Annotated in this window: 10 protein-coding genes and 1 pseudogene; 8 read left to right on the top strand and 3 right to left on the bottom strand. The window is 50.7% G+C overall.

Annotation, left to right across the window (positions count from 1 at the left end):
• Positions 1 to 391 (bottom strand): Na+/H+ antiporter NhaA (locus JHL22_RS15590; RefSeq protein ID WP_200239494.1); only part of this gene is annotated, 391 nt, incomplete at its 3' end.
• Positions 392 to 680: 289 nt separating this feature from the next.
• Between JHL22_RS15590 and JHL22_RS15585 the strand changes: the two are divergent.
• Positions 681 to 1317: pseudogene (locus JHL22_RS15585) on the top strand (carbonic anhydrase).
• Between the two features lie 155 nt (positions 1318 to 1472).
• Here the strand turns inward: JHL22_RS15585 and JHL22_RS15580 are convergent.
• Together JHL22_RS15580 and JHL22_RS15575 are read right to left on the bottom strand one after the other, a co-directional pair.
• Entirely contained in the window at positions 1473 to 4802 is a 3330-nt protein-coding gene (locus tag JHL22_RS15580; RefSeq protein ID WP_200239492.1) for an autotransporter outer membrane beta-barrel domain-containing protein, read from the bottom strand.
• Positions 4803 to 4936: 134 nt separating this feature from the next.
• Entirely contained in the window at positions 4937 to 5857 is a 921-nt protein-coding gene (locus JHL22_RS15575; RefSeq protein ID WP_200239490.1) for a LysR substrate-binding domain-containing protein, read from the bottom strand.
• A gap of 151 nt (positions 5858 to 6008) precedes the next feature.
• Between JHL22_RS15575 and phnC the strand changes: the two genes are divergently transcribed.
• The 7 genes from phnC to tnpB all read left to right on the top strand — a co-directional run.
• Complete coding sequence (gene phnC / locus JHL22_RS15570; protein ID WP_200239488.1) at positions 6009 to 6824, top strand: phosphonate ABC transporter ATP-binding protein; 816 nt, start codon at positions 6009 to 6011, stop codon at positions 6822 to 6824.
• A 17-nt stretch (positions 6825 to 6841) separates the two neighbouring features.
• Positions 6842 to 7720: a phosphate/phosphite/phosphonate ABC transporter substrate-binding protein gene (phnD, locus tag JHL22_RS15565; RefSeq protein WP_200239485.1), complete on the top strand. Its 879-nt coding sequence runs from the start codon at positions 6842 to 6844 to the stop codon at positions 7718 to 7720.
• Positions 7717 to 8523 carry a phosphonate ABC transporter, permease protein PhnE gene (gene phnE / locus JHL22_RS15560; protein ID WP_200239483.1) on the top strand — a complete coding sequence of 269 codons (807 nt, stop codon included), beginning with the start codon at positions 7717 to 7719 and terminating at the stop codon, positions 8521 to 8523. Before phnD ends, phnE begins: the two co-directional genes overlap by 4 nt.
• 70 nt (positions 8524 to 8593) lie before the next feature.
• Entirely contained in the window at positions 8594 to 9574 is a 981-nt protein-coding gene (locus JHL22_RS15555; RefSeq protein WP_200239481.1) for an NAD(P)-dependent oxidoreductase, read from the top strand.
• Positions 9575 to 9872: 298 nt separating this feature from the next.
• Entirely contained in the window at positions 9873 to 12854 is a 2982-nt protein-coding gene (locus tag JHL22_RS15550; protein ID WP_200239479.1) for an autotransporter domain-containing protein, read from the top strand.
• Positions 12855 to 13432: 578 nt separating this feature from the next.
• The gene (tnpA, locus tag JHL22_RS15545; RefSeq protein ID WP_200239477.1) at positions 13433 to 13786 is read left to right on the top strand and encodes an IS66-like element accessory protein TnpA; all 354 of its coding nucleotides are present in this window, start codon (positions 13433 to 13435) and stop codon (positions 13784 to 13786) included.
• On the top strand, positions 13783 to 13920 hold a 138-nt coding region (tnpB, locus tag JHL22_RS16240; protein ID WP_200239475.1), incomplete at its 3' end, for an IS66 family insertion sequence element accessory protein TnpB. The genes tnpA and tnpB, both read left to right, overlap by 4 nt.

Here is a 13920-nt window from a genome sequence, read left to right as displayed (position 1 = left end):
ATATCAGGGCCGGTGCAACGACACCCCCCATGGCGGCAGCCAGTGGCAATGCGGCAAGCCTGAAATTGGATAAGGCCCCTTCATGAATTTCCCGGCGGATTTCCATCCCGACCACCAGAAAAAAAACAGTCATGAGCGCATCGTTAATCCAAAAGTGCAACGATTGCGAAAATACATAAGTGCCAATGCCAATGGAAAATGGCGTGTGCCAAAGATCGTAATAACTTGCCGAAAAAGAGGAATTGGCCCAGATCAATGCAATGGCTGCTGCCACTAACAAAACGATACCGCTGACCGCTTCAATATGAAGAAAACGGTCCAGTGTTGAAAAGGCGCGCTCAGCCAAAATTTGCGCACGTGGCAAAGGCTGCCGTGACGGGTGTTGGTTCATAAGTATGTACGCTCCGCGTGGCGGCCCGACCAACGCATTAACCTGTTTCACTGCAACACCGCAGTGCTAACACCCGCGAAAATTCTACCTGAAATAACGATTATGTACAAGCCAACAACAGGATTGAGCTAACACCCTGTTGATAAGCTGTTTGCTTATTCCCATGCAACCAGAAAAAAAATTAACACCCGAGAATTTATTTATTCGCCCCTGCGACAAAAAAGAGATGAATACGATCAATGATAAAATTAACTCCCTTATCCAAAAGCACAAAAGCAAAATACCACTTATGTTTCCCAAAAAACTTTCTGAAGGCTATGCCTCCTTCCTGCATGGCAAACTTGAGCGTGAACATGCCCGCTATAAAAAACTTGAAGAAGAAGGGCAACATCCCGAGATCATGATTATCGGTTGTGGAGACTCAAGGGTTGCGCCAGAAACCATCTTTGATGCCGGCCCAGGTGAAATATTTGTTATTCGCAATATTGCCAACCTGATCCCTCCCTGTGAGTCAGATGTTGAGTCTTCTTTCCATGGCACCAGTGCCGCTGTTGAGTTCGCAGTTAATGCCCTGAAGGTTAAACACATTGTTGTCCTGGGGCATGCCAGTTGCGGGGGCATTGCGGCCTATGCCAACAAGGCAGCACCGCTGTCCCAGCGGGATTTCATTGGAAAATGGATGTCCCAGATTGCCCCGGTGGCTGATAAACTGGGCCCCCCCACAGGGAGACCGGCAAAGCTGGATACGCCAGCTTGAATGGGCAGTGGTAGAGTACAGCCTGGACAACCTCATGACCTTCCCTGCCGTGCGTGAACGGGTGAAATCGGGCGAGCTGACCCTGCATGGTGCTTATTTTGGTATTGCCACAGGTTTGTTGTTTGTACGTGACCCGATCACGGGCGACTTCAGCGCCCACACCGAATAGGCTCTTGACAGGCCTGTGCCGGGGCTGCCGCCAATGTCAAACAGATTAACGTTTTTAACGTAGCTGTTTTCAGAAAAGTGGCAACGCCTGGCACTACTTGGCTTGCTGGCGTGAACTTATTGCACAGGCATTTGCAATGCAATAATTCGTCCCGTTCAGAATTGCCAATTCACCGACACGTTACCCGCCACCGAATTTTGTCCCGTACGGAAAAACTGGCTGGAAATATTGGCCCCAATCGAAAGATTCTGTCTTGCCTGGTAAACCAGACCCGCCTGCAAACCCAGCGCATCACGCCCCCTAACCTGATTCCTGTTGCTAAATCCTGCCTGGGGATAGCCGTCAAAATGTACATCAAGGATTGAATCCCGATCCTGCCATTCATGGTCCCAGCTTACCTGCAGATCCGCCCGCAAATCGGCCTCGTTCTTCAGCGGCAAGTCTACCCCCACACTGAAACCCATTCTGGAGACAAGCGAGTTGAAACGGCTTGAGCTGATATCCAGACGCGTAGCAAGCGGGCCAGACTCTGTCAGATCGGGGCGGGACAAGTGTGTATAAGCCAGCGACACCAGCGGGCCTGCACTAACGGTCTCGGACAAGGCCCAGCGATACCCCCCTCCGGCTGTCAAGGAGCCACTCCAGCCAGTCCAGTCGGCAGTGTGTTTGGCAGAATAACCGTCAAAGTTGATGTAACGTTTCAGTTTTGCATCCTCAACACCCAGCTGCACCTGACCAAATGCATACAACCCCGCTTTTTCATCTGGAGCAAAACGGACATGCGACCCAAGATTGAAAGCCGTAGACGTGCCCTTGGCTTTGTAGGGATCGTCAACATCAACAGACTGACCGCTAACCGCGCCATAGGCACCAAAGACCCAGGCAGGATTGTTCTCACTGTATTTTTCCGCGCCAAACAAAACCCCATAATTTGAACTGCTGTAACCGACCATGGACCCTCGTTCATCTTGCCATACGCCCCCTCCAAAAGGTGTGGCAAAGCCTGTCCAGCCATCAAACCGTGCCTCTCCTGAGTAATACCGGGAGGCACGGCTGGAAACAATACCGCCCACCTGCTGTTCGCGGCTTAACGAACTGGCAAACATGGCACTATAGGCGGAAGGCGTGAGTTGATTAAGTGCCTTTGTAATGACACTGCCATCATTGGCGGAAAAATCAAGGGTTGTTAACAGGGAGCGGGTATCGGCATTGGCATCAGAGGCCAACTTATACAGGGCACGACCAGCCCCTGTCGCATTATCATTGGCCGCATAGCGGCTGTACGCATTTTCTTGACGGGCAATACGAACCTCAAATCCGCTGTTGCCGCCCAAAGCCTTTGTACTGACCGAAAGTGTCGGGGAATTCAACCCAACGAAAAGACCTTTAAAATCTCCGTCAATTGACCCTGCCTGAATCAGGTCACTAGAGCGTAAACGCCAGTTTTGGCCATACCACTCACGCTCCTGAGGCACCAGGAACAGCATGCCGTCCAGCTCGGCCTGACCGTTAACGGCCAAAACATCATGCTCCTGGGCACCATTGGTTTCCATTAGAAGAATACCTGACCCTGCCTGTTTATAATCGCCAACAATATCTATCCGGCCAATCGAGTTGCCTGGGGACAGGATACCGTCATTGACAAAACTGGAACCCGGTTTCAGGACATACCGGCTATTACCTCCCAACGTGGCCTCGGGGCCTATTTTGACGCCATAAATTTCATGTTGGCCATTAAGGACGGTAATGCCGCCCATGGGCGCCAGCACAATATTGTCCAGCCCCTGGATATTGCCGTCATAACGCCAACGGAAGCCAACGTCAGGCATGCCAGTGGCACGCCCGCTCGCATCGGCAAGTTGCCCAAAACTGATCTGGGTCAGCCGTGGGTTTCCATCAGCATCCACTTGCGCGTAATCAGAGCGGATATTGCCTTGAATTTGCGCGCCTTGCATCACATTAATATTGTTAACCAGGGCATTGCGCGATATATAAATGGCATGCGCTTTTCCGGCAATTCGCCCAGTAATATCAAAGGAATTGACCAACGCACCGTTAAGCTCAGCCAGAATCGGATACGGCTTATCACCCGAACTGAAAATGTAGGAGCCCCGATACTCAGAATCATTACCCAAAAGATGATTGCCAAAGTCAAAACTTGCCCCAATACCCAGATCGCCCAGTGCCTGAACGTCACCACGCAGAGTCAGGTTATGGTCTTTCCCATAGGAAAACATGACACCACGGCCATTCAAACCATCGGCATGCACACGCGTGCCTTCAGGAATAATAATGTGATTGGCCTGCCCGTCCACCCGGATGCCGGCACCCCCCGCACCCTCACTTAACAGATCGGCCTGCTGGACTATCGTATTGCGGTCACCATAAACGTGCAATCCCAGACCCAAAGTCGCCGTGTTGTATTGCCCTGGCAAGTAGGCGGTCCCTTCCCTATTTCTCTTGAAATAACCGTTGTTGTTCTCCAGGTACTGATCATTTCCATACACCGAGGATCCAAAAAAATTACGCCGGTCTATGTCATAGCCAAAATCCTGTAAAACTGCCAACTCCGCTTCCATAAAAGTTGTATAGTTTCGATAGAACTGATGACTCATCATGCTATTCTTAAGTTCGAAATGGCTCATGTAATTATTATCAAGCCGGCTTTCTCCCGTAAACTTATAGGCCAGCATCCTGACTGGTACACCCGGCATGGCATCGCCCAACACTTCGCTCACGTTCTCGCCATAAAAATAGGCCTGGTCTTTTCTGGCATCGAAAGCATCAGGATCGTAGGGATTGTTGCACAAGGAACACAATATGGCTTGTCCCGGGCGGGCCGGATTTCCATTATCATCGCGCAGTCCCTGCCCCAATGAACCAAGAAAACTTTCAAAATGAGGTGTAGCAGGACCATTGGCCTCCCAAACAAAGTTGAGCACGCCCAATCCATGAGCCAGTTCATGAAAAGCAGTGCCCACCAGATCAGCCGGACCATCATGACGTGGCTGTTGAGAAGGGATATAAGGAACGGTATCAAAGTTCATCTTACCCATCACGAACTGGGCATGCGAATCAAAGGTGCGCCACTCATCCCCAACGCCTAAGAGGGCAGCCTGGAGTTGCGTAATGGAAAAAAAACTATCTGGTTTCGTGAGCGGATCACTGGTGCCTGCCGCGTTTACATCCTCAAAGGTACCCACATTAATAACGGCAGGTAACGTATCAGGATCAGGCTTGATCAATTCGGCCCAATATGAAACCGCATTCGTGATTTTTTCTTTCTGTAACCTGTCCAGGTTCCATGTTGATTGCAAAGGTTCAGGCCAGTTTGACATGAATGCGCCATCACCCACATCAAAAAAACGGATCTTGAAAACTGATTCACCTGTCGGTGAATAAATGGTTCGCTCTTCAAGAGCAAATGAGGAATTGGCTGCACAAACGAAAGGGAGCATCAGTGCAAATATCTTGAGCTTTTTCATGGAATCTCTTTAAGGATAAAACAGAAAAATCTATAGTCCAAAAGATTTTTACCATAAGAAAAAATACTTTACCACCTATTTCTATTGTAATAAATATGTTTTCTACTTGATCAATCGTTGCCTCATCAGGCTGCTTATGGTTTTTTGGTATTGGCAGCACCAGGACAAGACAATGCTAAATTGAGCTGTAACTGGGCGGTTTGCAAAAAATTAGCTATTAGTGGAGAGTTTCGGCGTTCAACCCGACAGATCAGGCGAGTAAATGTGTGGGCATCAAAGCCCTCAACGTTCAGGAGCACCAGGCCGGGGCCAGGTTGATAAGCCGTGTTGGCCACAACGCCCAGCCCAAGCCCCTGAATCACCGCCTCACGCACCGCTTCGCGACTTCGCATTTCAACGCTTGTTTTAATTGTGATGCTTTTGGATTTCAGGGTATCTTCAAAAGCTTTGCGAGTGCCTGAACCTTGCTCCCGCATCACAAACTCTTCTCCGTTCAGATCGTTGATATGTATTGCTTTTCTTTTGACAAGAGGGTGCGAAACCGAGGCAAAGATGACCAGCCTTTGCGCACGATAAGGCATACAAAAAATTTGGGGGTCAGTGATTTCGTTCAATACCAGCCCAATGTCACCCTCGTAATTCAAAATGCGCTTCGTGATGGATTGCGAGTCACCAACAGTAACACTGATGTGTACGCCGGGATATTGCTCCCGATAGGCTTTGATAATAGGCGTTATGTTGTGCGGTCCAATGGCATGCAGGTTCAGGGTTCCGCTGTAATGGGTCTTTGCCGCCAATAACAATAACTGGGCATCTTGTTCTGCACTGAATAACCGTTGAGTGTGCTCTAGCAATGCATTGCCAAATTGCGTCAACTCTAAACGACGGCCTTTCCGATAAAACAACTCGACCCCGTACTCAGACTCCAGACGAATGATATGTGCCGATACCGTAGGCTGGCGTAGACCTAACTGACGTGCCGCCGTTGTGATAGTGCCTGCGCGGGCAGTGGCGTCAAAGGCTTTAAGCGCTGCAATTAAAGAGGTTACTGACATAGATGAAATCTATAGATAGGGTAATTATTCAATGTAAAACGTACATAGGAGCGTAATAGCACCTGATTATACTGGCAACCAATGTCTTTGAACACCGCCGCTGATCAGCCATAGCCCGGTGTGCAGATCAACGTAATAAAAGGTGACTTTAATGACTGCTTCTTCATCGTCCTCATGGCTCTTGCAGACTAAGAATCTTGCAGTGACCTATCAAAATGGCCATCAGGCCCTACTACCTACTTCCTTGACAATTCGTCCGGGTGAATTTTTAGTCCTGCTGGGTGCATCGGGTGCAGGCAAATCGACGTTGCTGCGCAGCTTAAACAGTCTGGTGAAACCAACTGCGGGTGAGTTGCTGCTGAACGATATCGACCAGCCCCTATCGGGCGGAAAAGCCTTGCGTGAACATCGCCGCCGCACCGGCATGGTGTTTCAGCAACACCATCTAATCGGACGCCAGACTGTATTGGCAAACGTGCTGATGGGACTGCTGGCAACCCGCAGCAGTTTGCAGTCTTTATTACCTTGGTCAAAAGAAGACAAGCATCTGGCGCTAAGTGCCATTGACCGCGTTGGATTAATTGAAAAGGCACTAACCCGGGCCGATGCTTTGTCGGGTGGACAACAACAGCGTGTTGGCATTGCACGAGCATTAATTCAGCAACCACGCCTGATGCTGGCCGATGAACCGGTTGCCAGTCTGGATCCCCACACCGCCGAGAGCGTTTTGCAATTACTGCATGACATCTGCAAAACCGATCACTTAACCGCGGTCGTGAGTTTGCACCAGATTGATTTTGCCAAGCGTTTTGCTGACCGGATTGTCGGCTTGAGTCAAGGGAAGGTCGTTTTTGACGGCAAACCGGGGGCATTGACTGAGGCCGATATCCAAAGACTTTACACCGGAGGTGTCAGCCAAGACGCATCCGAATCCAATTTAGACATCCCTGCACTGTGTGCAGCTTAAATTTCCAGGAGTTTGTTATGTTGACACGTCGTCATGTTTTGAAATCGGTAGTAGCGGGCCTTTTTGCGGTCGCCTTACCTTTGGCTGCGGCTGCGCAGGCCAAAAACCCAGACCGCTTACGCGTTGCACTCTTACCCGATGAAAACGCCGCTACGCTGATTCAAAACGCGGAGCCCCTTAAGCAATACTTGCAAAAAACGTTGAATAAAGACATTGAACTGATCGTGACAACCGATTATTCGTCAATGATTGAAGCGATGCGTTTTGGCCGTATCGAGGTGGCGTACTTCGGCCCGTTCTCTTATGTGCTGGCAAAGAGTAAAGCCCCAGGCATTGAACCCTTTGCCGTTGGCGTGGAGCGTGGCTCGCCTACGTACCAATCGGTGATGATCGCCAATGCCGACGGCCCTGTGAAAAGTCTGGCAGATATTCGTGGCCAATCATTTGGTTTTGGCGACCAAGCGTCGACATCCAGCCATCTGGCACCCCGTGCCCATATCCTGAAAAAAACAGGACTGGATGGTGAAAAAGATTATCGCCCTATACACTTAGGCGCCCATGATGCCGTAGCGCGTGCCGTACAAGCCGGACAGGTGCCTGCAGGTGGCTTGTCTAAGCCGATCCTGGATACCTTAATCAAGAAAGGAACGATTGATCCATCAAAAGTGATCGAACTGGACTTAAGTGAGCCTATTCCCAACTACCCCATGGTGATGCAAGACAATCTGGCACCTGAACTTAAGGATCAGATTCGTAAAGCGTTTCTTGAGATGAAAGACCCCGAAGTGCTGACGAGTTTTCGCGTTGAGGCATTTGCCCCAACCGATGACAAAGCCTATGACGTCCTGCGTGATACAGCGACGATCCTCAATCTTGATATCGGGAAAATGAAGTGACGACTAACGCCCTGAAATACGCGCCTTTGCTGGAAGCTGATCGCCAGCGCAACCTGCGACATTTATTGTTAACGGCACTCATTGTGTTTTGCTGTTTAGTGGCACTGGGTATCACTGGATTTTTTGATATCCAGCGTTTTATTGATGGTGGACCCGCCATGAAACAGTTGGGATCGGAAATGATTCCACCCGACTTTAGCCGTTGGCAGCACTGGATCATCCCATTGCGTGACACGTTGGCAATGTCGGTGGCAGGTACTGCCTTGACCGTGATTCTGTCGTTACCACTCGCGATCCTGGCGGCTCCCAACACCACCCCCCATCCGTTGGTGGGACGTATACTGCGCGTCATACTGGCAGCATTCCGCTCAGTGCCTGAAATTATTCTGGGCATCATCTTTGTAGCGGCAGTGGGTTTTGGTGCGCTTCCAGGGGTCTTGGCACTGGCATTGCATTCAACAGGCATGGTGGGTAAGTTTTATGCCGAGGCCATTGAGCACGTTGATCCGAAACCCATGGAAGCAGCGGCTGCGGCAGGGGCCAGCCGGTTCCAGGTAATAACCCACGCGGTATTGCCGCAAGTGTTGCCTCAGTTGGCGGACATTACCATTTATCGTTGGGAGTACCACTTCCGCGCATCAGCGGTACTGGGAATTGTGGGTGCCGGCGGTATTGGCTTTGAACTGATGGCAGCCCTGCGTCTCATCAAGTACTCCGAAGTGTCAGCGATCTTGCTGTCGATATTGGCCTGCGTGATTGTAGTCGATAGCCTGGGTGGCTGGCTACGCAAAAACCTGAAGTAACTCTTTAGAGCGGCCCCGTTACGCAATAAACAGGGCCGGTTTTTAATTTGATCAAGAAAAGAAACCCGTTATGACAAAAAAAATTGTGGTGACTCAGCCGATTCATGCTGAGGTTTTGCATATGCTGCAAAGTGTGGGTAATGTAGTAATGAATCCAGGACCAGCCCCCTGGAGCCAGGCTGAGCTGTATCAACATCTAAGCGATGCCGAAGCGTTGATGGCATTCATGCCAGATCGCGTTGATGCCGGACTCTTACGCAATGCGCCACATTTGAAGACGATAGCCTGCGCATTGAAAGGCTATGATAATTTTGATTTACAGGCCTGCGACGAAGCTGATGTGATTGTCTCTTTCGTACCGGATTTACTGACTGAACCCACGGCAGAGCTGGCTATTGGTTTGGCAATAGCCGCGGCGAGAAATGTTAGATTGGGTGATAATTTGGTGCGGACAGGTCAGTATGAAGGCTGGCGCCCGGTGTTATATGGTACAGGTTTGCACCAATCCGTTGTGGCGGTAGTAGGCTTGGGGGCCGTAGGGCGTGCGATTGTTGAGCGCCTGTCAGGCTTCGGCTGTGCACGGATTTTAGGTGTTGATCCGGTCAATCATAATACCCGTGTTGTGCTTACCGATCTTTTAACGGCCATCTCACAAGCCGATTACCTGTTCATGGCGGTGCCACTAACAGAGAGCAGTCGTTATCTGATTGACGATGACATGTTAGCCCATGCTAAACCAGGACAGATTTTGGTAAATATAGGTAGAGGGTCTGTTGTTAGCGAAGCGGCGGTGGCCCGTGCCTTGCAAAGAGGCCAGTTAGGTGCTTACGCTGCCGACGTTTACGAGATGGAAGACTGGCTGCTAACCGACAGACCACACAACATTAACCCGGCGTTGCTGGCAGCTGAGAATACAGTGTTGACACCACATATTGGTTCAGCGGTGGCACGTGTACGCCTGGCCATTGAACGCCGCGCGGCTAATAACCTGATTCAGGTGTTGTCAGGAAAAATGCCGACAGATGTGGTGAGCCTGGATAACGCCCGATAAAAGACGCCCGATATAATACTCATGAGGGACCCGCCAACAACCCGGTGTTTCACTGGCCGGTCTGGCGGTCGAGCACCTCACTAAATTAAAAGGCGCGCTCAAGCGCTAGACGTTTGATGTTTGATGTTTGATGCGTGTACAATGCATAAAGTCACAGGGTTGCCTCTCTCAACAACAGTTAAACACAACGAGGTCTTGGGGTATCGTTTAGCTTTATAAATTTGCAATCTATACTTTCTTGCCTAGACGTGAACGTTGCAGTTCACGGTAAGCCAGACCGTGTGAAACAGGCGCTGAAATGAATTCAAAAAAACAATGCAACCGACAAAAGATGCTATCTGTGATGTGGCGAGCGTTTCCCGTTTTTATGCTCACAACCAGCATTGCTGCCGCGCAGAGCGAATACGAAACGCCAGAATATTTCGCGCAGCGCGGCCTCTCACTCATTAATACGATTGAGGCGTATAACCAAGGCTATACGGGTCAAGGCGTGACTGTGGGCGTTGTGGACTCTGGCATTGTTGTAAACCATCCGGAATTTGCAGGAAAAATTGCAGGCGGATACGACTTCAATTTAGTACAGGCAATTACACAAGAAAGTGGTACGGATGAAATTCCGATGGGCCATGGCTCGCATGTAAGTGGCATTATCGCGGCTAATCGCGATGGTGTGGGTATGCATGGTGTTGCCTTTAATTCGAAGTTATTCGTTGCTCGTTACGGACTAGGTACTCTTGATGACGATGACGATGACGATGACGATGACGATGACGATGACGATGACGATTATCAGCAGTTTGCTGCAATAACTGATCGCATATTCTCGAACGCGTGGAACTACATGGCAGAGCAGCGCCTTGCAGTGATCAATAATAGCGTTGGTGTGAACAATTGTAGTGGCGGGGCTGCCAGTGATGGTTCACAGCCCTGTAATGTGGCTGATTTCTTGCCAGAGGCCACGCATTACTTTGATGCAAAAACGTTGTTTCCCAATATTATTGACTCCTTTCACAACCTACAAAAAGCCGGCACCTTGATGGTGTTTGCAACGGGCAACGAAGTACAGCCTAATCCCGATTTTTTTGCCGGGATGCCTTTGTTATATCCAGAGTTGCAGCCTAACTGGCTCGCCGTCACGGCGGTTAATGCGGATCTAGAGACTAGCACGCCTAATCTAGCTTGGTATTCCAATGCCTGCGGCCTGGCAAAAGCCTGGTGTTTAGCTGCACCGGGAAGCAATGCCGATGATTATGTCGGCATCAATTCGGTGCATAGTGCCGGGGGCTATGTCATGATGGAAGGCACCTCGATGGCAGCCCCCCATGCGACAGGTGTGGCAGCTTTAGTTAAAGAAGCTTTTCCTTTCTTTACCGCCTATCACCTGCAGCAGTCATTGTTAACCACGGCGACCGACTTAACCCCCTATGATGGCTATCGTTTAGATGATCGATTTGGGTGGGGGCTATTAAACGCCGGTAAAGCGGTACGTGGTCCTGCGGCATTTGTATCGATGTTTGATGTCGACACCCAAGGGTATAACGCGACGTTTTCAAATGATATTAGTGACCTGTCCACAGACCCCGACTTTCTTAACCAAAAGGGCTCGTTACGTAAGACGGGTGCAGGAGCATTGACCTTAAGCGGTAGCAATACGTACCAAGGCACGACCACCGTAGACGGCGGCACATTACGCATTACGGGTACGCAGAATACGGGTGATCATATCGTTAACGCAGGGGTGTTGCGTGTTGATGGCAAGATTGCCCCAGGCGTAATGACGACGGTCAATACGCAAGGTGTGTTAGAGGGAACGGGTACAACAGGCTCGGTACTCAATAAGGGAACAGTTGCACCAGGCAACTCTATTGGTACATTAACGGTGAATGGCAACTACACGGCGACTCCGGGTTCGACCTTGGCGATCGAGGTAGATAACAACAATCGTGTGGATGCTTTGCACGTCACGGGTAATACAACCTTCCAATCCGGTGCAGTGGTGGCCTTGCAAGGTGAGGTGTTTCGTCAAGGCATCGCTTATGACTTCCTTGAAGCGGGCGGAACAGTCGCCAATCAAGGACTTGTTTTTGACTCGTCACTATTGTTTTTAACGCCTCGGGCGACCGCATCGGCATCGGGCTTATCGTTTAATGTGCAGCGCAATAGTGTAGCGTTCTCGGACTTCACCTCAGGGCATAATCAGACGGCAGTTGCCAATGCCTTGGACCGCTTATCCAATCAGCCTGCAACAGGATTGTCGACCATTTATGACGAGTTGTTAAATGGCCAGGGCACTGGGTTTGGCGCAAAAATGGATCAGCTAAGTGGTGAGGCCTATGCCAGCGTAGAGTCAGCCCTGTTGACGCAAAGCAAGCTATGGACAAATGCGGCAAGTCGTCGCATGGACACCTTATTTACAGGGTTTTCTGAATCGCAATCTCCGTTGTGGCTCAGCGTACAACGTCAGTGGACAGACCTAAACGGCCGTAGTGGCACGACAGATGTACGCAACACCACCAATGGGCTGTTTATTGGCGGTGATGCGCGCATTGGCACCGGCGGGCATGTTGGGGCAGCGTTTGGTTATCACGATGGCAAAGTACGGGTGCACGATCGTCAAAGCCATGCCAAGACCGAGAGCTATACCCTGGCCGTTTACGGGGGCACACAATGGGCGTTATCAAATGGTCATAGGCTGAACTGGCACTCTTCTGCCGCCTGGACTCATCACGATGTAGATATGAAACGCAATGGTATTACTGTGGGTAAGCCACAATCGTTAAGTGCCTCCTACCGCAGCCAACAAGTACAGGCATATACCGAATTAGGTTATGCCATGCCGGTGAGCACAAGTACGGCGCTCCAACCCTTTGCCCGGCTGGATTGGACACAACAACGTAGTGCCAGTTTTACCGAGTCTGGTGGCGAAGCGGCTTTACACGGCAAACGCCAAACGAATGATGTGACAAGCTTTAACCTGGGCCTGCGTAGCTACTCGGAGTTTGCGCTAAGCCATGAGAGCACGGCGCGTGTCTCAGCGTCGATAGGATGGCGTCATGCGCAAGGGGATGTGACCCCTACGCGCACCCTGCAGTTTGATCAGCTGCGTGAGGCACGCTTTACCGTTAATGGTGCCCCAATCAGCCGCAACAGCCTGCAGTTAGGGCTGAATGGCGAGGTCGATGTGCATAAAAACGCGAGTATTGGCCTGAACTACAGTGGTGAGTTCGGCGGTGGTAACACCAGCAACGCCGGATCGTTGTATCTGAAGGTGAGGTTCTAAACACACAACCACAACGCATGATTCACAACCCCAAACGCACCCTGAGTGAAAACATTGTAAAAAAAATCAGTTTGATATCAATGACCAGCCTGGGGCAATTTGCGCAGAAGCAGCCCAAACACAATGGCAGCAGCTCCATGCCCCATAGGTCAACCCTGAAACCACACTCAACAGGGCAACCCAACCAACGTATGCGAATGTTTTAGTGCGACCAATGACTGCCATCAAATACGCCCACAAAGGCCCTGGGTGCATCCCCAAGTCCAGGAACATCTTGGCAACAGACAAAGCAACACATGGGCCGCCAAGTATGCAGCCAGGTTACCCGCACCACCGCCTAACAAATGCAAGATGTTATCCGTGGAAGCTACCTTCAGTCTGGTTATGTTCAATTTCTGCAACGCAGCTTCGGGCAGCACGCATGACTCCAGCCAACGTGGCGGATGCCGGACCTGTCCAATCACCGTAACCTACTAGCCACAGTCGGGGTTCCTTGGTATGTGTTCTGTGAACACACCTTGAAGATCCCCGGTTAGTCCGTCAAGATCGTGTCCATTACCTTTTAAGTGGACACGATCATGAATGACATTATGCCCCTCAAGCCCGTGCGACGGTCTTATTCTGCCGACTTCAAGGCGGAGCTGGTCAAGGCCAGTCAACAACCCGGTGTTTCACTCGCCGGTCTGGCGCTACGCCATGGGTTGAATGCCAACCTATTGCGCCGCTGGGTACGCGAACATGAACGCGAAGGCAAGCATCTGGCCACGCAAAGCGACACGGCTATGCCCTTTGTTGCGGTTTCCCTACCCGCACCGGTGAGTAGTCATTCCTGCCAGTTGCAGATGCAAGGTAAAGATCTCCAGGTCACGTTGAGTGTGCCCCTGCACCAACTGGAGCAGTGTTCCGGTTTGCTGCTCAGGTTATTGCGATGATCCGTATCGACCAGATCTGGTTGGGTACCGAACCTGTCGACATGCGGGCTGGCATGGATACCTTGCTGAGCCGCGTGGTCATGGTCTTTGGTGCCGCCCAGCCCCATCATGCCTACCTGTTTACCAACCGCAGG

The sequence above is a fragment of the Advenella mandrilli genome (assembly GCF_016595155.1).
Classification (GTDB): domain Bacteria; phylum Pseudomonadota; class Gammaproteobacteria; order Burkholderiales; family Burkholderiaceae_B; genus Advenella; species Advenella mandrilli.
This window is presented reverse-complemented; position numbering and strand designations above follow the sequence as displayed.

What these genes read in the sequence shown, in the direction of transcription:
- tnpA (WP_200239477.1), top strand. Translation starts at nt 13,433, where the DNA reads ATGAATGACATTATGCCCCTCAAGCCCGTGCGACGGTCTTATTCTGCC.
- JHL22_RS15550 (WP_200239479.1), top strand. Translation starts at nt 9,873, where the DNA reads ATGAATTCAAAAAAACAATGCAACCGACAAAAGATGCTATCTGTGATG.
- JHL22_RS15555 (WP_200239481.1), top strand. Translation starts at nt 8,594, where the DNA reads ATGACAAAAAAAATTGTGGTGACTCAGCCGATTCATGCTGAGGTTTTG.
- phnD (WP_200239485.1), top strand. Translation starts at nt 6,842, where the DNA reads ATGTTGACACGTCGTCATGTTTTGAAATCGGTAGTAGCGGGCCTTTTT.
- JHL22_RS15575 (WP_200239490.1), bottom strand. Translation starts at nt 5,857, where the DNA reads ATGTCAGTAACCTCTTTAATTGCAGCGCTTAAAGCCTTTGACGCCACT.
- JHL22_RS15580 (WP_200239492.1), bottom strand. Translation starts at nt 4,802, where the DNA reads ATGAAAAAGCTCAAGATATTTGCACTGATGCTCCCTTTCGTTTGTGCA.
- phnC (WP_200239488.1), top strand. Translation starts at nt 6,009, where the DNA reads ATGACTGCTTCTTCATCGTCCTCATGGCTCTTGCAGACTAAGAATCTT.